The sequence below is a fragment of the Robinsoniella sp. RHS genome, from assembly GCF_001029355.1.
Classification (GTDB): domain Bacteria; phylum Bacillota; class Clostridia; order Lachnospirales; family Lachnospiraceae; genus Robinsoniella; species Robinsoniella peoriensis.
In genome coordinates this window covers 1-22,820 of the sequence record NZ_JNGB01000088.1, presented here as the reverse complement: position 1 = coordinate 22,820, position 22,820 = coordinate 1, and the positions used below count along the sequence as shown (strand labels likewise).

Annotated in this window: 16 protein-coding genes; all 16 read left to right on the top strand. The window is 44.5% G+C overall.

The window, feature by feature from the left end; genetic code table 11:
• The first annotated feature begins 180 nt into the window (after window positions 1-180).
• The 16 genes from atpE (at window position 181) to RHS_RS22420 (ending at window position 22,557) form a co-directional block, all read left to right on the top strand.
• Window positions 181-447 carry an ATP synthase F0 subunit C gene (gene atpE / locus RHS_RS22495; protein ID WP_027295065.1) on the top strand — a complete coding sequence of 89 codons (267 nt, stop codon included), beginning with the start codon at window positions 181-183 and terminating at the stop codon, window positions 445-447.
• Between the two features lie 40 nt (window positions 448-487).
• Window positions 488-1,003 (top strand): F0F1 ATP synthase subunit B, encoded by a 516-nt coding sequence (gene atpF / locus RHS_RS22490; protein WP_047834432.1) that lies wholly within the window; start codon window positions 488-490, stop codon window positions 1,001-1,003.
• On the top strand, window positions 991-1,542 hold the full coding sequence (gene atpH, locus RHS_RS22485) for an ATP synthase F1 subunit delta (RefSeq protein ID WP_047834431.1): 552 nt from the start codon (window positions 991-993) through the stop codon (window positions 1,540-1,542). The genes atpF and atpH overlap by 13 nt, the downstream gene beginning before the upstream one ends.
• Before the next feature lie 87 nt (window positions 1,543-1,629).
• Window positions 1,630-3,144 (top strand): F0F1 ATP synthase subunit alpha, encoded by a 1,515-nt coding sequence (gene atpA / locus RHS_RS22480; RefSeq protein WP_027295062.1) that lies wholly within the window; start codon window positions 1,630-1,632, stop codon window positions 3,142-3,144.
• A gap of 29 nt (window positions 3,145-3,173) precedes the next feature.
• Window positions 3,174-4,031: an ATP synthase F1 subunit gamma gene (gene atpG / locus RHS_RS22475; RefSeq protein WP_044293951.1), complete on the top strand. Its 858-nt coding sequence runs from the start codon at window positions 3,174-3,176 to the stop codon at window positions 4,029-4,031.
• A 74-nt stretch (window positions 4,032-4,105) separates the two neighbouring features.
• Window positions 4,106-5,497, top strand: coding sequence for a F0F1 ATP synthase subunit beta (atpD, locus tag RHS_RS22470; protein ID WP_027295060.1), 1,392 nt, complete (start codon window positions 4,106-4,108; stop codon window positions 5,495-5,497).
• 54 nt (window positions 5,498-5,551) lie between these two features.
• Window positions 5,552-5,959: an ATP synthase F1 subunit epsilon gene (atpC, locus tag RHS_RS22465; protein ID WP_027295059.1), complete on the top strand. Its 408-nt coding sequence runs from the start codon at window positions 5,552-5,554 to the stop codon at window positions 5,957-5,959.
• Window positions 5,960-6,021: 62 nt separating this feature from the next.
• On the top strand, window positions 6,022-6,759 hold the full coding sequence (locus RHS_RS22460; protein WP_027295058.1) for a YwmB family TATA-box binding protein: 738 nt from the start codon (window positions 6,022-6,024) through the stop codon (window positions 6,757-6,759).
• A 119-nt stretch (window positions 6,760-6,878) separates the two neighbouring features.
• On the top strand, window positions 6,879-8,471 hold the full coding sequence (locus RHS_RS22455; RefSeq protein ID WP_047834430.1) for a hypothetical protein: 1,593 nt from the start codon (window positions 6,879-6,881) through the stop codon (window positions 8,469-8,471).
• Window positions 8,472-8,718: 247 nt separating this feature from the next.
• On the top strand, window positions 8,719-9,870 hold the full coding sequence (locus tag RHS_RS22450) for an SAM-dependent methyltransferase (RefSeq protein WP_027295056.1): 1,152 nt from the start codon (window positions 8,719-8,721) through the stop codon (window positions 9,868-9,870).
• 7 nt (window positions 9,871-9,877) lie between these two features.
• Entirely contained in the window at window positions 9,878-12,322 is a 2,445-nt protein-coding gene (locus tag RHS_RS22445; protein ID WP_044293955.1) for a hypothetical protein, read from the top strand.
• A 261-nt stretch (window positions 12,323-12,583) separates the two neighbouring features.
• A complete protein-coding gene (locus RHS_RS22440; protein ID WP_047834429.1) occupies window positions 12,584-13,699 on the top strand; it encodes an aminopeptidase in 1,116 nt (371 codons plus the stop codon).
• Window positions 13,700-13,777: 78 nt separating this feature from the next.
• Window positions 13,778-14,665 carry an AraC family transcriptional regulator gene (locus tag RHS_RS22435; RefSeq protein ID WP_044293958.1) on the top strand — a complete coding sequence of 296 codons (888 nt, stop codon included), beginning with the start codon at window positions 13,778-13,780 and terminating at the stop codon, window positions 14,663-14,665.
• 173 nt (window positions 14,666-14,838) lie between these two features.
• A complete protein-coding gene (locus RHS_RS22430; protein ID WP_395023369.1) occupies window positions 14,839-17,004 on the top strand; it encodes a glycoside hydrolase family 3 C-terminal domain-containing protein in 2,166 nt (721 codons plus the stop codon).
• Window positions 16,998-18,878, top strand: a complete 1,881-nt coding sequence (locus tag RHS_RS22425; protein ID WP_047834427.1) for a sialate O-acetylesterase — start codon at window positions 16,998-17,000, stop codon at window positions 18,876-18,878. Before RHS_RS22430 ends, RHS_RS22425 begins: the two co-directional genes overlap by 7 nt.
• Window positions 18,859-22,557 (top strand): glycoside hydrolase family 2 TIM barrel-domain containing protein, encoded by a 3,699-nt coding sequence (locus RHS_RS22420; RefSeq protein WP_047834426.1) that lies wholly within the window; start codon window positions 18,859-18,861, stop codon window positions 22,555-22,557. The genes RHS_RS22425 and RHS_RS22420 overlap by 20 nt, the downstream gene beginning before the upstream one ends.
• The last annotated feature ends 263 nt before the right edge of the window (window positions 22,558-22,820 follow it).

Genomic DNA, 22,820 nt, shown 5'->3' with positions numbered 1-22,820 from the left:
GATTGTGCAGGGTGGCTATTGTGCAGGGTGGCTATAACGTAAAATCAATAATGTAAATTCGATGACGTAAAATTAATGATTTAAAATCAATGACGTAAGCAGAGCAGGAATAATGAAAGAGTTATGAAGTTATCACGCAATAATAAAGAATTATAATATAAAGATCAGGAGGATTTCAGAATGAGCAATATAACAAATGAAGGTTTAATTTTAGCGTGTTCCGCAATTGGTGCGGGGTTGGCGATGATCGCCGGTGTAGGTCCTGGTATTGGACAGGGTATTGCAGCAGGTTACGGTGCAAGTGCGGTAGGAAGAAATCCGGGAGCAAAATCTGACATCACATCTACCATGCTTTTAGGACAGGCAGTTGCAGAGACAACCGGTCTTTACGGGTTGGCAATTGCATTTATTTTACTCTTTGCAAATCCGCTTCTTGGAAAGCTTTAAGAGAAATAGGTCTGAATAATAAGCGAAAGGAGGCGAAACCTTGGAACGATTATTTAATCTGGACCCGCAGTTGATTCATGACGCGGTGCTGCTTATGATCTCGATGTTTGTAATGTTTACTTTCCTGTCATATCTGCTGTTTAATCCTGCAAGAAATATGCTGAAAAAGCGTCAGGATAAGATCAAATCAGATATTGACACGGCTGCACGGGATAAAGAAGATGCGAAAAAGCTTATGGAGGAATACGACAGAAGGCTCAAAGACATCAATAAAGAAGCAGAAGAAATCCTGAGTGCTGCCAGACAAAAAGCACTGAAGAATGAAGCCAGGATCATAGAAGAGGCGAAGGAAGAGGCTGGCAGAATTATGGCCAGAGCAAATGCCCAGGTGGAACTGGAAAGAAAGAAAGCGGCAGATGATATGAAGAAAGAAATAATATCCATTGCTTCGCTTATGGCTGGTAAAGTTGTGAAGGCTTCTATCGATATGGAAGTCCAGGATTCATTAATAGAGGATACTTTAAAGGAAATAGGTGATCAGACATGGCAAAGTTAGCTTCGAAAGTATACGGCGACGCCCTGTTTGAAGTTGGATTGGAAAAGGCAAGATTAGGGGAATTAGAGGAAGAAGTTCTGGCTGTAAAGCGGATTCTTTTGGAAAATCCGGAATTTGAGCAGCTGATGCTTCATCCTAAGATTGACAATGATAATAAGATCAAAGCAATTGAGTCTGTTTTTAAGGACAGAATCTCGGACGATTGTGTGGGACTTTTAGTCATTGTTGTTACAAAGGGGCGTTACAAAGAGCTTCCCGGGATATTTGATTATTTTATTGCGAAAGTAAAGGAATATAATAAAATTGGAATTGCGCAGATTACATCCGCGGTTCCGTTAAAAGATGACTGGAAAAAGAAAATTGAGGCAAAACTGTTAGAGACAACGGACTATGTGAAAATGGAAATGAACTTTCATGTGGATGACAGTCTGATCGGCGGATTGATTATCCGGATTGGAGACCGTGTAGTGGACAGCAGTATTAGAAGTCATCTTGTGGATCTCACCGGGAAGCTTACCAAGATTTCCCTGGAAGCCTGAAATAATAGAAGTTCAGGAACAAGTGTGAAAGAAAATTCAAGAAATATTGATTTATGTAAATTGCAGGAAAGAAGGTGGCAAAGCCTCATGAATTTAAGACCAGAGGAAATTAGTTCCGTTATTAAAGAACAGATAAAAAGATATTCCTCCGAGATGGCCGTGTCTGATGTTGGAACGGTAATCCAGGTGGCCGATGGGATTGCCCGTATTCATGGTCTGGAGAATGCCATGCAGGGAGAACTTCTGGAGTTTCCGGGAGAAGTCCACGGTATGGTTCTGAACCTGGAAGAAGATAACGTAGGTGCTGTATTACTGGGAGATACCACCAGTATCAGTGAAGGCGATACTGTTAAGACAACCGGAAGAGTGGTTGAGGTTCCGGTAGGTGACGGAATGCTGGGGCGTGTTGTAAATTCCCTGGGTATGCCTATTGATGGAAAAGGTCCCATTCGGGCTGATAATTACCGGAAAATCGAACGCGTGGCTTTTGGTGTAATCGCAAGAAAATCGGTAGATACACCGCTTCAGACAGGAATTAAAGCAATTGACTCCATGGTTCCAATTGGACGTGGGCAAAGGGAGTTAATCATTGGCGACAGGCAGACCGGAAAGACGGCGATAGCATTAGATACAATCATTAATCAAAAAGGACAGGGTGTAAAATGCATCTATGTGGCAATCGGACAGAAAGCATCTACGATTGCCGGTATTGTTAAGAAACTGGAAGAATACGGAGCAATGGACTATACGACGATCGTGGCTTCAACAGCAAGTGAACTTGCGCCGCTGCAGTATATTGCTCCTTATGCAGGATGTGCAATAGGTGAAGAATGGATGGAGAAAGGTCAGGATGTATTGGTTGTTTACGATGACTTATCCAAACATGCGGCTGCTTACCGAACCCTGTCTTTACTTCTTAGAAGGCCGCCAGGCCGCGAAGCTTATCCGGGTGATGTTTTCTATCTGCATTCCAGGCTTCTGGAAAGAGCAGCCAGATTGTCGGATGAACTGGGCGGAGGTTCTTTGACGGCACTTCCGATTATTGAGACCCAGGCAGGGGATGTATCTGCCTATATACCGACAAATGTTATTTCGATTACTGACGGACAGATTTATCTGGAAACGGAAATGTTTAATGCAGGATTCCGGCCGGCAATCAATGCCGGATTATCCGTATCCCGTGTAGGTGGTGCGGCACAGATTAAGGCGATGAAGAAAATTGCATCCCCAATCCGTGTGGAACTTGCGCAATACAGAGAACTGGCAGCATTTTCCCAGTTTGGTTCAGAGCTTGACAATGACACCAGAGAGAAGCTGGCGCAGGGCGAGCGGATCAAAGAGGTGTTAAAACAACCCCAGTATAAGCCGATGCCGGTTGCATATCAGGTTATCATTATTTTTGCAGCTACCCGCAAGTATTTGTTAGATATTAATGTGGAAGAAATACTGGATTTTGAAAAAGCCCTGTTTGAGTATATCGATATTAAATATCCTGAGATTCCGGAAGAAATCCGAACGACAAAGCAGATTTCAGATGAGACGGCGGATGCACTTGTGAAAGCAATAGAAGAATGCAAAGCAGAGTTTAAAGAATCCAGATAGGATGAAAATCGTTTAGAAAGGGTGATACAATGGCTTCGATGAGAGATATTAGGCGGCGCCGGGCAGGTATAACCAGTATTCAGCAGATTACCAAGGCAATGAAGCTGGTATCCACCGTAAAGCTGCAGAAGGCAAGAGCCCATGCAGAACAGTCTAAGCCGTATTTTGAACGTATGTATGCTGTGGTTACCTCCATGCTGGCCAGGTCAGGCAAACTGGATCATCCCTATTTAAGACCCGGAAAGTCTCCGAAGAAAGCAGTGATAGTCATTACTTCAAACAGAGGACTTGCAGGCGGGTATAACTCCAATGTTACAAAGCTGGTAACAGCAGGAGCGTGGAAAAAGGAAGATCTGGAGATATATGCAATAGGGCGAAAGGGTAAGGAATCCCTTGAGAAAAAGGGATATCATATCCGGGGGGATTTCAGTGAGGTGATAAATGCGCCGATGTTTCAGGATGCCCAGGAGATCAGCAAAGAAGTGCTGGATGCTTTTGCCCGGGATGAGATTGGTGAAATCTATGTTGCCTATACCTCATTTAAGAATACCGTAGTTCATGAACCAAAACTGATGAAACTCCTTCCGATTGAATTTGCGGAGGGCGAATTATCAAGGGAAGACAGGATGGCGCTTATGAATTACGAGCCTGATGAGGACGAGGCATTAAATATAATTATTCCAAAATATGTAACAAGCATCTTATATGGATCCTTTACGGAAGCTCTGGCTAGTGAAAACGGGGCCAGAATGCAGGCAATGGATGCGGCAACAAGCAACGCAGACGAAATGATAGATAAACTGGCACTTCAGTACAACCGTGCAAGGCAGGGATCTATCACACAGGAATTAACAGAAATTATTGCCGGTGCAGAGGCGATCAGCTAGAGCGTGTTCTAATACAGGCTTTTGCCTGCAATATGCAGTAAAATATGGAAAGAAAAAGGAGTGAGAACCAGACAATGTCAGAAAAAAACAAAGGCAAAATCACTCAAATCATAGGTGCAGTATTGGATATTAAGTTTCCGGAGGGGCATCTTCCGGAAATTTATGAAGCGGTACACATTAAAAGAAACGATGGTGAAATGCTGGTAGTAGAAGTTGCACAGCATCTGGGTGATGATACGGTCAGATGTATTGCGATGGGATCTACCGATGGTTTGGTCCGTGGAATGGAGGCTGTCGCAACAGGTGCACCCATAACGGTACCGGTTGGGGAACATACACTTGGAAGAATCTTTAATGTAACCGGAGATGTAATAGACAATAAAGAACCGCCTAAGGATGTAGCGTATTTGCCGATTCACAGAAAGGCGCCGTCTTTTGAAGAACAGTCCACATCAACAGAAGTACTGGAAACCGGTATTAAAGTAGTGGATCTTCTCTGCCCATACCAAAAGGGCGGAAAGATTGGTTTGTTCGGTGGTGCCGGTGTAGGTAAAACCGTACTGATCCAGGAACTGATTCGTAATATTGCAACAGAGCATGGCGGATATTCGGTATTCACCGGTGTAGGGGAGCGTACGCGTGAAGGAAATGACCTCTATTATGAAATGACAGAATCCGGTGTTATCAATAAAACAACTATGGTGTTCGGTCAGATGAATGAGCCGCCGGGAGCCAGAATGAGAGTGGGGCTTACGGGACTTACCATGGCGGAATATTTTCGTGATGAAGGCGGTAAAGATGTATTGCTCTTTATCGATAATATATTCCGTTTCACACAGGCAGGTTCAGAAGTTTCAGCGCTTCTTGGACGTATGCCTTCAGCAGTTGGTTATCAGCCCACACTTCAGACTGAGATGGGAGCCTTACAGGAGCGTATTACTTCTACAAAAAATGGTTCAATCACATCTGTACAGGCTGTTTATGTACCTGCGGATGATTTGACAGACCCGGCTCCGGCTACAACTTTTGCCCATCTGGATGCAACCACCGTATTATCCCGTTCTATCGTGGAACTGGGTATTTATCCGGCAGTTGACCCACTGGATTCTTCATCCCGTATACTGGATCCCCAGATAGTGGGAGAGGAACATTATGGGGTAGCCAGAGGCGTTCAGGAAATTCTGCAGAGATACAAGGAATTGCAGGATATTATTGCAATTTTAGGTATGGATGAGTTGTCGGAAGATGAAAAGCTGATCGTAAACCGTGCCAGAAAGATACAGAGATTCCTGTCCCAGCCGTTTTTCGTTGCCACACAGTTTACAGGGCTGGATGGAAAGTACGTGCCAATCAGTGAAACGATCCGGGGATTCAAAGAAATTCTGGATGGGAAACACGATGATATTCCGGAGAGTTATTTCTTAAATGCAGGCTCTATAGATGATGTTCTGGAGCGTGTGAAATAATAAGTTAAAAGGAAGCATTCATCAATGTCCATGTCTGGGACAGATAGGAGTTTTATGGCGGATGAAAAATTTTTTGAATTGGAGATCATTTCTCCGGACCGGATATTTTATCAGGGAAAGGCAAGTATGGTAGAACTCAATACTTCCGAAGGTGAAATTGGTGTTTATAAAAACCATATTCCGCTGACCACCATACTGGTTCCGGGAATTGTAACCATTACAGAAGCTTCCGGCAAAAAAGAAGCTGCTGTTCATGCAGGTTTTATTGAAATTTTAAAAGAAAAAATAACAATTCTTGCAGAAATTGCAGAGTGGCCGGAAGAGATTGATATAAATCGTGCAAAAGAGGCCAAGGTGCGGGCGGAAAGAAGAATACAGACCCACCCCTCGGATATAAATGTAACGCGTGCCGAAATGGCTTTGCGCAAAGCATTAATCCGAATTGAACTGGCTGGAAAATAAAAAAGAGAATAAAAACCCTCCGATTGGTGATACTTAGGTATTACGAATTGGAGGGTTTTTGTATGAAAAAAATATGGGTTGCATTTATTGTTCTTTTATGGGGCGTTGCAGGATTTCAGATCATACAGGGGAAAGAAGCAGCGGAAGAAAATAAGCTGATTGAGGTTTTCCATACAGTAGGCAGCGAACAAAAGACTAGTATGGTGGAATACTATGGAACATATGATAAAGAATATCTCCCAATTGAAGACCGGGAAGCACTTCTTCGGGAAGTGGCTTTGAAACTTGGAATTACGAAAGGTATGAAGGTAGAGCGGACATACGAAGAAAAAAGGCAGGAAGTTTCATTGACAAAAAAAGCTAAGCATGCTGTGACTACTCTGCGGTTTATCACAAATGAAGAAGGAAAAGAGACAAAACAATATATGATAGCCAGCATTGCTCTGGATAAAGATATGGAAAGTGCGCTGGCACATAAAAAGAAGCTGGAAAAAACGCTGGATGACTATACATCCCAGAGCAGAAGTTCTGCCAATGTAATCGGATCTTATGATGGTAAGCTGGATTTAGATAAGAGAAATGAAGTGGCAGACGAAATCCTTGGTGAAATGGGTGCCAAGATTGTAACTGAGCACAGGGATATGCAGCTCTATACCATTTATGCTTACACTACCTATGTATCGGATTATGTCATGCAGGAAGATCAGGCAGTGAATGTAAATATAGCCATGCGGTATAATGAAGAGGAAGATAAAACATATGTCTATGTGGCGACTCCGGTACTTGGGCTGGATTATTAGATATTTTCAAACACAAGCAGACTAATGGGTTTAAGTTAATATGATTAATTTCCCAGATAAGCTTCACTTTTTTACACAGCAGCATATATTATAGTAAATGCGTAATAAAGGAGTAGTTTATGGAGGAACATAAAAATTATCCCCATAACCAAATAGAAAATTGTCCGTGCTATCCTAATTGTGACGATATGATGCATAAGCAGGGCGGGGAACAGCCACAAAAGCCATTCTGGCCGCCTTTGCCATCACAGCCAATTCCACCGGTCTGGCCATCCATGGGGAGTGATTCAGATCGTCAGGATCCGGGAAGACCGGATCCAGGCTGGGGCAGGACACAGCCGTGGCAGCCATCTGGAAATCAGCATGGAGATCCGGGCTGGGGCGGTCAACAGCCATGGCAAAGAATGGACGATCGTCGGGATATGTACAATCCGGGAGTACGGCCGTGGCAGCCGGGGGATGATTACCAGGGCGGATTAAATGAAGACAGACACCCATGGCAGTCAGATAATGAATGGAATGAGAGATCGTATAGCAGACCACAGCCATGGTCATCCGGAAACATGGAAATGGAAAGTGCCGGACAGCCTGGTAATTCAGATGCAGACATGGGATGGGATATGGAGTCTGACCAACAGGACATGAACATGCCGGAAAATCAAATGAGACCTGATATGGAAATGCCCCAGAACTGGGGAAGTCCATGGATGGATGAATCAGATATGTACGATATTCCGGAATCCGAAATGAATGGCGATATGAATATGCCAATGCCGGAAAGTCAGCCGTGGCCGGAGATGAATATGCCAATGCCGGAAAGTCAGCCGTGGCCGGAGATGAATATGCCAATGCCGGAAAGTCATCCATGGCCGGAGATGAATATGCCAAATGGAAATACGTGGTCTGACTCAGCTATGCCGAACAACCAGGTATGGCCAGGAAGATCCATGCCAAATAGCCAGCCGTGGTCAGGAAGGCAAATGCAGCCGAACCAGGGATTTTCAGGAAATGGTATGAACAGAAATTCAGAAATGCCGGGAATTCAGGTGCGTCCGGATATGGGGAACGGAACAAACCAGATGTACCCCGACATGACAATGCCAGGCAATCAGATGTGGCCCGGTTCAAATATGGAACCGGATATGGAACAGGACATGGAATCGGACATGGAAATGCCGGGCAACCAGATGAGACCTGACATGGGAATGCCGGGAAGCCAGATGAGACCTGACATGGGAATGCCGGGAAATCAGATGAGACCAGGATATATGTACTATCCGAATGGCTCCTCAGATAGAATGCGGGGAGTAATTAATCCGGTGTTCCGGAATGAAGAAATGGAAAAAGAAGAGCAGGAAACAGAACATGACCTGGAACGCTTAAAAGGCATGTATCCGGATATTGCTAAAAAAATCCAATTATTTGTAGAAGAGGCATGTGACGATCTGGAATATGCAGGAAGCCCAATGTTTGATGAACAGCCGGATAAAGTAAACATGATGAGAACGGTAAATAGTATTTATGATAAAGTAAGAGAAGATGTACCGGTAGAAGAGGAAGAAGATAAAGATGACCTCTTTGCAATGAATAAGGAAAGCAGAAGAAGATATCCGCCGGGAAAGAACTGGCTTCGTGACTTCGTAGAAGTAATGCTCTATCATGAGATGTTCCAGAGGCGCTGCAGACACCGCCATTGCCGGAGATGGTATTAAGCAATAAAAGTAATGTCGGACTGATGTAAGCGTCTGAAGATATTTAATGAAGAAACCGGTGGCTAACTTACACCGGTTTCTTAAAAGTGAGACAGCGATTGTGGTGCTAACCGCATTTATTGTCTAAAAAAGTTGCATTTAATAAAAATTTATGTTGAGGTTTTTAACTAAAGCCAGTACAATAGAGACATGGTCTATTCATGGGGAGAATCTATGGGACCTGTCTTGTCGTTAAGGGGAAATAATAATGGAAGAATTAATGAAAGTATTAGAACAATATTTAGATGAAAATATGCTGCAGGCGGTTGTAAGCGGGGCTAAAAAAGCGGACATCCCGTCAAAGATCAAAATCCGCCCGGTTTTAAATAAAGAATTATTAAAGTTTCAAACTGCAATTACAGATGGAAAAAAGGAAATACATAAAAATTTTGATAATCTAGAGATGAGAGAACAGTTAAAATCCTGGATGGAGTCTGATTATAAACAGTTACAGATGGATACAGTCGAATATGCGATTACAGTACTGGTGAGCAAAAAGGGGAAAATGACCATTAAGAAAAAAAGGTGGGACAAGCCCAAAGAACCCGTTTCTCTACAGCATAACCGTAAAAAGAAGTATGTGTTAGAGGAAGGCACGCCGATTCCATTTCTGGTGGATCTGGGGGTCATGACTCAGGAGGGGAAGATTGTAAATTCCAAATATGATAAGTTCCGGCAGATCAACCGCTTTTTGGAGTTCGTAGAGGATATTATGCCTCAGCTGGACCGTACACGAGAGGTGACGATCATAGATTTCGGGTGTGGAAAATCGTATCTTACATTTGCGATGTACTACTATCTGAAGATTCTTCAGGGGCTGGATATTCATATGATCGGTCTGGACCTGAAGGAAGATGTCATTGAAAAGTGTAATGGACTGGCAAAAGGATATGGATATGATAAATTAGAATTTTATATAGGAGATATCGCATCTTACGAAGGCGTGGATCACGTAGACATGGTGGTAACCTTACATGCCTGCGATACAGCTACAGATTATGCCCTGGCTAAGGCTGTGAAATGGGGGGCAGAAGTTATTCTTTCCGTTCCATGCTGTCAGCATGAATTAAACGGGCAGATTCAGAATGATATACTGGAACCCGTATTAAAGTACGGATTAATTAAAGAAAGAATGGCGGCTTTGCTGACTGATGCTTTCCGTGCCGGCAGGCTGGAGGAAGAGGGTTACAATGTCCAGATTCTGGAATTTATCGATATGGAACATACGCCAAAAAATATTCTGATACGGGCTGTAAAGGCCGGTGTGCCAAAAAAAGTCAAAAATCTTGCTGAATGTATGGAATTGGTGGGGGCCAGACCGACAATAAATAAACTCTTAAATGCCAAAGAGGAGGCATGAGGCAAATATGAAAAAGATAATCATACGAATCAGCGTTTTGGTGCTGGTGTTTATAGGTGCGGTTTTTGGCATCAGTAAATATATCAACAGAGGTACAACGGAAACGGCAAAAGAAATGAAAGCTGCCACACTGCCCCTGGTCTATATGACAAATGAAGGAACGCAGCTGAATTGTCTGCATGGTTATGTACAACAGATGCCGGTAACAGCTATGAGAGATACACTGACGCCGCTGACGTCCGACCGGGTACTGGACATACAGATTCAGACCTTCGGAGTTCCCATTGATGATATTTATTTTGAGGTTCTTTCCGTAGACGGAAAAGAATCGCTGGAAAATACAAAGGTAACCAAATATCAGGAGGATGGGGAATATGTTAAAACATCCATAAAATTACAGAATCTCATTCTTATGAATCAGGAATATGTGTTAAAACTGCAGATTAAAAGTGCAGGAAAAGATATTTATTACTACACCAGGATCCTCCAACAGGACGGACTGCATACAAAGAATTATCTGAGTTTTGTAATGAGTTTTTATGATAAATGCCTCAATAAGAATGAAAGCCAATGGCTGGCATCTTATACGGAGGAGCCGGACGGGACAGGAGATAATAGTTCCCTTGCAAGTATGAATATTCATTCCAGCATAGATCAGTTAAGCTGGGGAACCTTAAGTCCGCAGATCTATTATAAACCGGTTCCCGCGATTAAAGAATTAAATGAAAGTACGGCATCTGTGGTATTGAATTACATCATCTCTGCCAAAAATGATGATGGGCAGCAAGAGCTGTATAATGTTACCGAATTTTATAGAATGAGGGATGCAGATTCCAAAATTATGCTTCTGGACTTTGAACGGAAAACAGAGCAGATCTTTAATCCTGAAAATTCGATCATCACAACAAAAGGTGTAAATCTTGGAATTACCGGAAGAGATGTCACCTATATGACAGATGAAAAGCAGCAGTATTTTGCTTTTGTACAGGAAAATGAACTTTACAGTTACGATGTAAACAGCAATAAAGTCGCCCAGGTATTCACTTTCCGCCAAAAAGATAAGTCTGATTACCGGGATGTTTACAACCGCCATGATATCAGTATTATCCAGGTGGAATCCAATGGAAATATTTACTTTACAGTCAGCGGATATATGAACCGCGGCAGCCACGAGGGAGAGTCCGGTGTGGCGCTGTATTATTATGAAGCTGCTTCGGGATATGTCAGGGAGGGTGTATTTGTTAGCAGTGGAGAGTCCTATGAACTCTTAAAGAAAGACCTGGACATTCTGACATATGTCTCAGATGACCAGGAAGATTTTAACCTGCTGATTGATGGAGATGTCTATCAGGTAAATCTTTCTACCATGCAGGTAGAGAAGATTGTTAAGGATATTAAACAGGGATGTATGGCTGGATCCCAGTCGGGCAAATACTTTGCATGGCTGAAGGAAAATGAGGCATATGATTCCAGGACCATCATCATAATGAATATGGACACAAAAGAAACCCGTGAGATTTCCTGTCAGGATTCAGAAAGAATCCGTATTATAGGATTTATGGGCGAAGACCTGGTATACGGAGTTGCAGATGCGTCGGATATTAATACACAGCATGAAGGAAATGAACTTTTCCCAATGAAGACAATGCAGATTCAAAACAGCCAGGGAGAGACCGTTAAAGACTATACCCCGGGAGGTCTGTATATAACTAAGACAGATATAACGGAAAAGCTACTGACACTTACCAGGATGCAGAAGAACGGAGATACCTTTACCGAAGCCGCGGAAGATCATATTGTGAACAATGCCGCTGATGAAGATTCTGCATTTGGAATGACTACGCAGGTCACGGATAAGAAGCAGACGGAGATGATACTGAGAGTAGGACAGGATCTGAAAGTAAAAACACCGCAGGTGGTAAGAAGCCGTCAGGTCGTACCGGAGGGCAATCATACAGTATCCGTAAAGGCAAAAGAGAAGAGTGAGAATCTCTATTATGTATATGCCTACGGTAAATTAGACAGCATATATGCCAATGCCAACGCAGCTATCCGAAGGGCAGATGAAATGCTTGGAGTTGTAGTGGATAACCGTCAGAAATATGTCTGGGAACGTGGTAATAAAGAAGATGAAATGGAACTGGATATTACAAAAGTCCCTGAGATTATGAAAAACGGAGAAATGGATGTGGCAAAACTGAAACAGTCCCTGAGTGATAAGACCGTTCTGGATCTAAGCGGTTGTACGCTGGAGATGGTGCTCTATTATGTGAGCCACGGTTACCCGGTACTGGTACAGACTTCGGAAGGAGTCAGAGTTATGGTTGGTTATGATAACTATAATACAATACTGCTTAAGCCCGGAGAAGAAGAGTCCTATTATTATCCGTCGGATGACAGTAAAGAGTTATTTGAAAAGTCAGGAAATATATTTATAACCTATATTAACTGAGACAGGTAAAGGAACAATCAGCCGGTCACAAGCATATTAAATCATGAACCTGAGTGTGGAGAGTAATGGGGATTTAACAACAGGATCTGAAAATAGGAAGACGCCCTGGCTATCAGCTGGGGCGTTTCATATATTATAGAAGTAAATTCTGCTTTCCCTGAATGCAATTGCCAATATGTGGATATCCTAAAGTAAACAGAAGACAACATACAAAATGCAAAGAATGGCATAATAAGAAATCAGAAAGAGAGGTAAATAAATATGGATGAAAGAATAAAAACGCTGGCACATAACCTGGTGAACTATTCCTGTGAGGTGAAAGAAAATGACAAGGTCTATATCCACTATATCGGGGAGGATACCCAGGAGCTGGCAAGACAGATTATAAAGGAAGTCTATGCGGCAAAGGGAATTCCATTTATCCGGTTTATCAGCAATAAAGTACAACGGGATATCCTGATGGAATGTACACAGGAACAGGTGGAGCTGATGGCAGAGGTAGACGGACTGGAAATGTCTAAAATGGACTGCTATATTGGAATCCGCGGTTCGAATAATGTATCAGAATTATCGGACGTTCCGGCAGAAAAAATGGCAATCTATGATAAATACTACAATACCCCGGTACATCATGAAATCCGTGTAAAAAAGACCAGATGGGTGGTTCTTCGTTACCCGAATGCCTCCATGGCTCAGCTATCTAATTCCAGTACGGAGGCATTTGAAGATTTTTATTTTAAAGTCTGCAATCTGGATTATGGAAAAATGGATAAGGCAATGCAAAACCTCAAATCATACATGGAACGTACAGATAAGGTCCGTATGACAGGACCGGGGACAGACCTTACCTTTTCAATTAAAGGCATGAATGCAATTCCCTGCGCAGGAAAATGTAATATACCGGACGGAGAAGTATATACGGCGCCGGTCAGAGATTCTGTAAACGGGACATTGTCTTATAATACGCCGTCGCTGTATCAGGGATTTACTTATGAAAACATTGTTCTCACATTTGAAAACGGGAAAATAATCAATGCAGTTGCAAATGATACAAAGAGGATTAACGAAGTCTTCGATATGGACGAAGGCGCAAGGTATATCGGTGAATTTGCTATAGGAGTAAATCCCTATGTTCTGGAACCAATGAAAGATATACTGTTTGATGAAAAAATAATGGGATCCATTCACTTTACCCCGGGCAGCTGCTATGACGATGCGTACAATGGCAACCATTCTTCCATCCATTGGGATCTTGTGTGGATACAGAGAGCAGAATATGGCGGCGGAGAAATCTATTTTGATGATGTATTAATCCGGAAAGACGGAAAGTTTGTGGTTCCGGAACTGGAGTGTTTAAATCCGGAAAATTTGATTTAGCGTGCTTAAAATAGGACACAGAATACTGATTCTGTGTCCATTGTATTATAGAAATAGTCAAAACAGGGAGGTGTAGTTGTGATAGAAATCTTAAATGGAATGCATGAAACCATCAATTACGGTGATTCACAGGGATTTCGCCTGTATCATAATGTGGAATTTGAAGATTATGGGGATCACTGGCATACAGGTATTGAGATTATTATTCCGGTAAAGAACGGTTATACGGTAATTGTGGGAGAGCAGCGGCAGGAACTTGAAGAAGGGGATATAGCGCTGATTAATTCCGGGGTTATCCATGCATTGGAGGCTCCCCCAACCGGGGAACGGGTCATTCTTCAATTTGATACGGCATTACTCTATGGATTAAAGGGTATGGAAACACTTTTATTTATGATGCAGCCGCTGATTTATATTCCAAACAGGAAAGATGTGGAAATTTGGCAGGTTATAAATGAGAAACTGAAGAAAATTATCTGGGAATATGATTCCAAAAGTACGTTCAGAGAGGCGCTGATTTATGCGAACCTGATTGAGATTTTTGTAGAACTGGGACGCAGGGAAGTTTATCTGATCGAGACAGCAGAAAAAATTCCTTCGGCCAAGAAGCAGGTGTACATAGAGGCTGTAATGGGAGCTTGTTCCTATATCAGCTCACATTATCTGGAAAATCTCACGCTGGAAGAAGTTGCAGAAGCAAGCGGATTTTCAAAATACCATTTTACACGCATTTTTAAGCAGTATATGAATATGACCTTTTATGAATACCTGAATTCCAAGCGGGTGAAAAGAGCAGAGGAACTGCTTTACAATCAGGAGATGAGTGTGACAGACGTGGCAATGAACTCAGGATTTTTTTCATTGAGCGCTTTCAACCGGACTTTTCGTGCAATGAAAAACTGTGCGCCCAGCGAGTTTCGTAAGAAATGGGAATGCCTTCAGTGTAAAGGCAAGGAAGACTCCTAAAGCAATATGTGGTGAGAATGGGGCAAGATTTGAGAAGAAATAGTTTGTGCAAAATGCTATCATCGAATTAAATGACAAATCAATATCTATTAAAATATAATCATTCCGGCTCTGTTTTACTGTTATTTACAGAGCTTCGGGATAACCAGAAAAATAGAAAAGAGGATAGCATGATGAGAGCAGAAAAAGTATTAGAATGCCGCAGACGGGCAAAAGAGCTGGTAGGGAAAATGACGCTGGAGGAAAAGGTTTCCCAGACGGTACACAGTGCTGCAGGGATTGAACGGCTGGGGATAAAAGCATATAACTGGTGGAACGAGGCGCTTCACGGGGTGGCAAGAGCCGGGGTTGCAACGGTTTTTCCTCAGGCAGTCGGAATGGCTGCATCCTTTGACGAAGAGCTTGTCTGGGAGGTGGCGGATGCCATTTCTACAGAAGGACGTGCTAAGTACAATATGCAGCAGGAATTTGGCGATCTGGATATCTATAAAGGGCTAACTTTTTGGGCACCTAATGTAAATATTTTCCGTGACCCCAGGTGGGGCAGGGGGCATGAGACATTCGGGGAAGATCCTTATCTGACTTCCAGACTGGGAGTGCGCTTTATAGAAGGACTGCAGGGGGATGACAGCCAATATATGAAAACTGCCGCCTGTGCAAAGCATTTTGCGGTCCATTCCGGTCCGGAGGATGAGCGTCACTCGTTTGATGCAAAGGTTAATGCCCGGGATTTATTTGAAACTTATCTTCCCGCTTTTGAGGCATGTGTCAAGGAGGGAAAAGTGGAAGCAGTCATGGGCGCGTATAACAGGACAAATGGGGAACCATGCTGCGGAAGCCGTACATTGCTGACTGAGATTCTGAGAAAAGGCTGGGGATTTGAAGGTCATGTGACGTCAGACTGCTGGGCAGTAAAAGATTTCCACGAATATCATAAGGTAACCTCATCCGCTTTAGAATCAGCAGCCATGGCAATGGAGAACGGATGTGATCTAAACTGCGGCAGCCTGTATCTGTACCTGACGGAGGCAGTTAAACGGGGGATGGTCACTGAAGAGCGTCTGGATGAGGCAGTTACAAATCTGCTGAGTGCCCGGATGAAACTGGGATTATTTGATGAGGCAGCAACAGTATACAGTGGAATTACATATGAAGAAAATGATACTGCCGTGCATGGCAGGCTAAACTTCGAGGCTTCCAGAAAGTCCTTTGTACTGTTGAAAAATGAAGGGAATCTGCTGCCATTGGATAAAAATAAAATAAACACAATCGGCATCATTGGACCAAATGCCAACAACAGAAAAGCACTGGTGGGAAATTATGAGGGGACAGCATCCCGGTATTATACTATTTCCGAGGGAATACAGGATTATGTTGGTGATGATATAAGGGTTCTGTATTCCGAGGGATGTCACCTGTGTAAAACCCGTTTAAGCGGACTGGGGCAGGAGAATGACCGTCTGGCAGAAGTACGGGCGGTCTGTGCCCACAGTGATGTGGTAGTTGCCTGCCTGGGACTGGATTCCAGCCTGGAAGGAGAAGAGGGAGACGAAGGAAATGAATATGCAAGCGGAGATAAGCCGGATCTTGCTCTTCCTGGACTTCAGCAGGATATATTAAGAACTGCATGGGAGAGCGGGAAGCCGGTAGTTCTGGTACTTCTGTCCGGCAGCGCGCTGGCAGTTTCCTGGGCAGATGAGCATATCCCTGCCATTATAGAAGGATGGTATCCAGGTGCTATGGGCGGAAAAGCCATGGCAAGCGTGATCTTTGGGGATTATTCGCCGGAAGGGAAACTGCCTGTAACATTCTACCGCACGACAGAAGAACTTCCTGATTTCAGGGATTATTCTATGGAGGGAAGAACTTACCGCTATATGAAGCAAAAAGCTTTGTATCCATTTGGTTATGGACTTTCCTACACTGATTTTGCTGTAACGAAAGCTGCAGTCAGCCAGGATACAGTTCAAAAGGGTACCATGGTTACGGTCACTGCCGTGCTGACGAATCAGGGAAAAATGGGCGGTGCAGAAACCCTGCAGGTATACATAAAGGCAAAACGTCCGGGAACGCCTAATGCCCAGCTTAAGGCGCTGAAGAAAGTAGAGCTGAAGCCGGGAGAATCAAAGGAAATCCGTATGGAACTTGCCGACAGGGTATTTGGCATTCGTGATGATAAAGGAGATCTCATATTAGGCGAGGGCAGTTATGAAATATATGTAGGAACCCAGCAGCCGGATGCGCGCAGCAGTGAATTGACGGGAAAACATCCGGTGTGCCTGGAGATAAAGGCTGATAAAACGGAACTGCTGGAAAAGGCGTGTGCAGCTGTATGTTAGAGCCTTCCATATTGTTTGGTGATGGCTGCGTCCTCCAACAGGGCGGAGAAACCAGAGTCTGGGGAACCGGCAGCCCGGGTATGGAAGTTGTGGTGGAACTGCAGAGCCAGACAAGAAGAGCAAAAGCCGGGGCCTCTGGGAGCTGGGAGGTATATCTGTGCAACCTGACGCCGGGCGGTCCGTTCCGGATGAAAATAGAAAATGATGCCGGAGAGATGAGAATCATTTCAGATGTCTATGTAGGTGAGGTATGGATCTGTTCCGGGCAGTCTAATATGCAGCTGACCATGCAGAGGGTGAAGGACTGCTATCCAAAAGAAATGATAAAGAAAAATTCCTGGATACGGCATTTTAAAGTAGCGGAGCATTATGATTTCAGCCATACCCTGACCGATTGTGCAGCAGGGGAATGGAAAGAGAGTCATCCGGATAATACCGGCGAATTTTCAGCACTGTGTTACTTTTTTGGGCAGTATCTGCAAAAGGTTAGAGAAGTTCCGGTTGGACTGATCAATGTAAGCGTGGGAGGTTCCAGAATTGAGGCGTGGATGAGTATGGAATCCCTCAATGGATATGAAGATATCTTAACGGAAGCCAGGCAGCTGGCAGACGTGGATGCAGTACAGAAATTTCTGCAGAATCAGGATGATTCCATGAACCAGTGGCTTTCCCAGGCAGCGGCTTCAACCGGCGGGCAGCCGGAAAGTGACTGGAAAAACATTCAGATTCCGGGGTATTTGTCCGATGCCGGACTTTCTGATTTTTGCGGCAGCATCTGGCTGCGGCGTAATTTTACCGTACCGGAAGCTATGTGGGGGAAGCCTGCAAATCTGTGGCTTGGCACTATGACTGACAGTGACAGGACTTATATCAATGGGACTTTTACCGGTGAGACAGGTTATCAGTATCCTCCCAGAAAATATACAGTGCCTGCAGGTGTGCTGCGAAAAGGGGAAAATAAAATCTGCATTCATCTGATCTGTAATGACGGGCGCGGACGGGTGACACCCGGAAAGGATCTCTGTATTTTTCTGGGAACTGAGAGGGTTGACTTAAGCGGCAGTTGGGAGTACCGGATACACAAAACGATGAAGAAGGCTCCGGAAATGGATTTTTTATGCCGTAAAGCCGGGGGATTGTACCAGGGAATGCTGGCACCCTGCCAGAAATATACGGTAAGAGGAGTGCTCTGGTATCAGGGGGAATCCAATGATAAAGCACCCGGAGATTACGAAGAACTGTTAAAGAGAATGATTTTGTCTTGGAGGAAAAGCTGGAATCAGAAGAAATTGCCGTTTGTTGTAGTACAGCTTCCAGGGTTTTCCATCGATCTTCCTGAGGAAAACAGCGGATGGCCTGAGATAAGGGAAGCCCAAAGCAAAGCGGCAGAAGCTATCCCTGATACCGCAGTGACTGTAAACCTGGATCTGGGGGAGGATAATGACCTTCATCCATCGGATAAAAAGGAAGTGGCTTTTCGTGCCGTACAGGCAGCAAGGTGCATGGTATATGGAGAAAATATAACTTTTAAAGGGCCGGTGCCAAGAAGCTGGTCTTGTGACAAGGCTGAGGTGAAAATCACCTTTGATGTGGGGGATGATGGAATTCTGATGACGAAAGACGGACAGAATCCCGGTGAGTTCTGTCTGGCTGGAAAGGACATGAGGTTTTATCCGACTGTATGTGAACTGTATGGTAATCAGGCGGTTCTGAAAAGCGAAGCAGTCCAGGAAGCGGTGTCAGTCCGATATGCCTGGGGGAATGCGCCCAGGCAGGGGCTGATCTGTAATAAATCCGGAATTTTGGCAGCACCATTTCGGTTGGATAAAAGGAATTTTGGCAGAGGAGAAGGCAATGGGGAAACAAGCTTATAAACAGATACAGAATACATACGGTACGCATCTTTATAACAATGGCTGGGAGTTTGTAAAACTCCCCATATCTGTCACAATAGATTCATTTGATGAGCAGCAGCCAATATTTACAATGATATCAATACCACATGACTGGCTGATCTGGCAGGCGGACAATCTGTATGAGGATGGTAGCGGGTGGTATCGGAAATATCAGGATTGGCAGCGGGAAGAGGATATGCGTCTGGTGCTGCGCTTTGAAGGTGTCTATATGGACAGCACCATTTACATTAACCGTGAAAAGGCTGCAGAATGGAAATATGGTTACTCTACCTTTGAGGTGGATATTACAGCCTATTTGAAAGAAGGGCAGAATGAGATTCTGGTCCGCGTGGCACACCAGGCTCCAAACAGCAGGTGGTACTCCGGGGCAGGCATATATAGGGATGTATGGCTGAAAGTACAGCATCAGTCATACCTTATATCTGATGGCAGCTACATCACAGTAAAGAAGCAGGAAAATCAGGAGTGGCAGATTGACATCCGGACAGAATTATGTGTCAGTGCGAAAGAAAAAGCCGGAGTAGAAGCCGGAATAGAAGGCGGAGTAGAAGCCGGAATAGAAGCTGGAATAGAAGGCGGAGTAGAAGCTGGAATAGAAGGCGGAGTAGAAGCTGGAATAGAAGGCGGAGTAGAAGCCGGAATAGAAGCTGGAATAGAAGCCGGAGAAGAAGCGGAAAAAGATGCTAAAATGGAAGAAGAAAATTCTGAAACTGCATTCCGGGTGGAATATGAACTCTGGGATATGCAGACAGGAAAACGGACAGCGTTTGCCAGTGGAGAAGAAAGGGTATCGGCAAAGCCCCAGGAAAGGGAAGGCTTCTGGCTGGCGTCCGTAAGTGAGAGGGTATGGAATCCCGGTATCTGGGATGTGAAATCACCTGTCCGTTACAGGATCAGAGTTCTGCTTATGGCAGATGGGAAACTGTGGCAGGAGGAGTTTTACACCATAGGATTCAGATCTATAGCATTTTCACCCGAATCAGGGTTTCTGCTTAACAATAGAAAATTAAAGTTAAACGGTGTATGTGAACATCATGACCTGGGATGTCTGGGTGCGGCATATCATTCTGGTGCAATGCGGCGGAAGATGGAAATTTTGCGTGAGATGGGGGTAAATGCCCTCCGCCTGACCCACAATATGCCGGCTCCCGATGTAATGGAACTTGCAGATGAATATGGAATGCTTGTAGTTTCAGAGGCATTTGATATGTGGGAACGTTCGAAAACACCTTTCGATTACGCACGTTTTTTCCCGGAGTGGTATGATAAGGATGTGGCAAGCTGGGTTCGCCGCGACAGGAACCATCCCAGTCTGATCATGTGGAGCATCGGCAATGAAATATATGACACCCATATCAGTGAAAGAGGGCAGGAACTAACCCGGGTATTGTGCGGGGAGGTGAGGAAGCATGATCCCCTCGGCAATGCCTGCATCACCATCGGATCTAATTATATGCCCTGGGAAAATGCAAAGAAGTGTACAGATATTATCAAGCTTGCAGGCTACAATTATGCAGAAAAATACTATGATGCCCATCATCTTGAACATCCTGACTGGATCATCTATGGAAGTGAGACTGCCTCAACCGTCCAGAGCAGGGGGGTATATCATTTTCCATACAGCAGGTCTGTCCTTGCGGATGCTGACAGTCAGTGCTCAGCCCTGGGGAATTCCACTACCAGCTGGGGTGCCCCGTCCTCTGAGAGCTGTATTATTGCAGAACGGGACCATGAGTTCTCCTGTGGTCAATTCCTATGGACGGGTTTTGACTATATTGGAGAACCGACGCCCTATCATACGAGAAATTCTTATTTCGGGCAGGTAGATACGGCAGGTTTTCCAAAGGATTCTTATTACATCTATCAGGCGGAGTGGACAGATTATAAGGAAAGGCCAATGGTTCATTTATTTCCATATTGGGATTTTAATGAAGGTCAGCTGATCGATATCCGTGTCTGTTCAAATGCGCCGAAGGTAGCATTATTTCTCAATGGGGAGTGTCTGGGAAGCCATGAAATTGATCATAAAAACGGCAGAAATCTGCTGGGGTACTGGCAGATCCCATATACACCGGGTGAATTAAAAGCCTGCGCCTATGACTGCAAGGGCAGCGTGATCGCAGTTCAGACCCGCCATTCTTTTGGTGAAGCGGCAGCAGTTGTGATGAGAAGCAGCTGCACGCGGTTAGACAGGCAGGGGCTGGCATTTATCGAGATATCTGCAGAAGATACAGATGGAAACCCGGTGGAAAATGCGTCAAACCGGATATTTGTCAGGGTGTTGGGACCGGGATATCTTGTGGGCCTGGATAATGGAGACAGCACAGATACCGATGGGTATAAGACCAATTCCAAAAAACTGTTTAACGGAAAACTTTTGGCTGTGGCCGCACCGGGAATGGGAAAAGGAAGTGTGATTGTTGAAGCCGTGTCCTCCGGGCTGGCCGGAGCCAGGATTGAGATTCCAACAGATGATTTGTATGAGCAGGAAGGTATGGAAAAGAAAACCTTTGGAATAGAAATGGAAGAAATGAGAGCGGAAGCTGCCGAAGATATACCGGTTCGCGCAGTCAGGCTGTTTTGCCCGGAGGGAACCAGATTAAATGAAGCGCATCGGGAAGTAGCAGTATCAGCAGTTATTTGTCCGCCGGGTGCCAGTGACCGCAAAGTGGTGTGGTGTGCAGTGGATGATGGTGGTATCCCGTCTTCTCTGGCGGAAGTAAAAGCAGATGGCACGCAGGCTAGGGTAACGGCAAAAAGTGACGGGAATTTCCGGCTGCGCTGTATGTCCGAAAGTGGAAGCGGTCAGATAAGAATCATCTCAGAATTGAACTTTGAAGTGTGCGGTTTGGGTAAAGCCTGGCTTGACCCCTATCGTATGATTTCCGGCGGGCTGTATGATTATAGCAGGGGAGCAGTGGGAAATGGCAACGAACATGGAGTTGCTACAGCCAGAGATGGAGAGACTCAGATTGGCTTCCACGGTATAGATTTTGGAGAATTTGGATCAGATGAGATCACACTGCCAATATTTGCCCTCACAGATGAAGAATATCCGATACAGATCTGGGAGGGGATGCCGGGAGAAGCGGGCAGCAGCCTTGTGGGAGAAGTCATCTACCGAAAACCATCTGTCTGGAATGTTTACCAGGAGGAAACTTATCACCTGAACCGGAGGCTTCAAGGAGTGACCGGCATCTGCTTTGTTGTCCATCAGAAAATACATCTGAAAGGATTTTATTTTAAGCGCCTGAAAAAGGCATATCAAAGGCTGAAAGCCGTAGAATGCACAAGCGTATACGGGGATAGCTTTCAAAGGACAGACAGCGGAATTAAGCATATTGGTAACAATGTGACCATTCAGTTTGACCAGATGGATCTGGGGGAACCTGAAGCATTAAAACTGATTATCTGCGGATATACACCATTGGAGAAGAATGCCATTCAGCTTCGGTTTGCTTCAGGTGAGGGAGAATATGTACAGCTTCTGGAATTTGAACACAGAGATCAGGTTTCACAACAGGAGTTTCAGGTAGAAAACAGGAAAGGATACCAGTCTCTGAGCTTTGTTTTTCTGCCCGGCGGTGACTTTGATTTTTGCTGGTTCCAATTTATTGGAAGCACAAATCCCGGTTAAATATCATATGGTGTATGTTTGGTATAAGCAGATAGTTTATCTTAAATTTGGGTTTCGCTGATTAAGACGCTTTGTAGATGTAGGTAGTGTACGGAAAGAGAAGGGGACGGACCAGGACATTGGCTTGGAATGCTTACCGCAGAACTGGCATTTTCTAACCTTCCCGGAGCACTTTTTGGCGGCACGCGGGCATTCGCTGCGAAATCCTGATGCATTTCGCAGCTCACTGCCCGCTTACAATCCGATGGGAGCCAGTCGAATTG

What these genes read in the sequence shown, in the direction of transcription:
- RHS_RS22460 (WP_027295058.1), top strand. Translation starts at nt 6,022, where the DNA reads ATGAAAAAAATATGGGTTGCATTTATTGTTCTTTTATGGGGCGTTGCA.
- atpG (WP_044293951.1), top strand. Translation starts at nt 3,174, where the DNA reads ATGGCTTCGATGAGAGATATTAGGCGGCGCCGGGCAGGTATAACCAGT.
- RHS_RS22450 (WP_027295056.1), top strand. Translation starts at nt 8,719, where the DNA reads ATGGAAGAATTAATGAAAGTATTAGAACAATATTTAGATGAAAATATG.
- atpH (WP_047834431.1), top strand. Translation starts at nt 991, where the DNA reads ATGGCAAAGTTAGCTTCGAAAGTATACGGCGACGCCCTGTTTGAAGTT.
- atpC (WP_027295059.1), top strand. Translation starts at nt 5,552, where the DNA reads ATGGCGGATGAAAAATTTTTTGAATTGGAGATCATTTCTCCGGACCGG.
- RHS_RS22425 (WP_047834427.1), top strand. Translation starts at nt 16,998, where the DNA reads ATGTTAGAGCCTTCCATATTGTTTGGTGATGGCTGCGTCCTCCAACAG.
- RHS_RS22445 (WP_044293955.1), top strand. Translation starts at nt 9,878, where the DNA reads ATGAAAAAGATAATCATACGAATCAGCGTTTTGGTGCTGGTGTTTATA.
- RHS_RS22440 (WP_047834429.1), top strand. Translation starts at nt 12,584, where the DNA reads ATGGATGAAAGAATAAAAACGCTGGCACATAACCTGGTGAACTATTCC.
- atpA (WP_027295062.1), top strand. Translation starts at nt 1,630, where the DNA reads ATGAATTTAAGACCAGAGGAAATTAGTTCCGTTATTAAAGAACAGATA.
- RHS_RS22420 (WP_047834426.1), top strand. Translation starts at nt 18,859, where the DNA reads ATGGGGAAACAAGCTTATAAACAGATACAGAATACATACGGTACGCAT.
- atpD (WP_027295060.1), top strand. Translation starts at nt 4,106, where the DNA reads ATGTCAGAAAAAAACAAAGGCAAAATCACTCAAATCATAGGTGCAGTA.
- RHS_RS22430 (WP_395023369.1), top strand. Translation starts at nt 14,839, where the DNA reads ATGAGAGCAGAAAAAGTATTAGAATGCCGCAGACGGGCAAAAGAGCTG.
- atpE (WP_027295065.1), top strand. Translation starts at nt 181, where the DNA reads ATGAGCAATATAACAAATGAAGGTTTAATTTTAGCGTGTTCCGCAATT.
- RHS_RS22455 (WP_047834430.1), top strand. Translation starts at nt 6,879, where the DNA reads ATGGAGGAACATAAAAATTATCCCCATAACCAAATAGAAAATTGTCCG.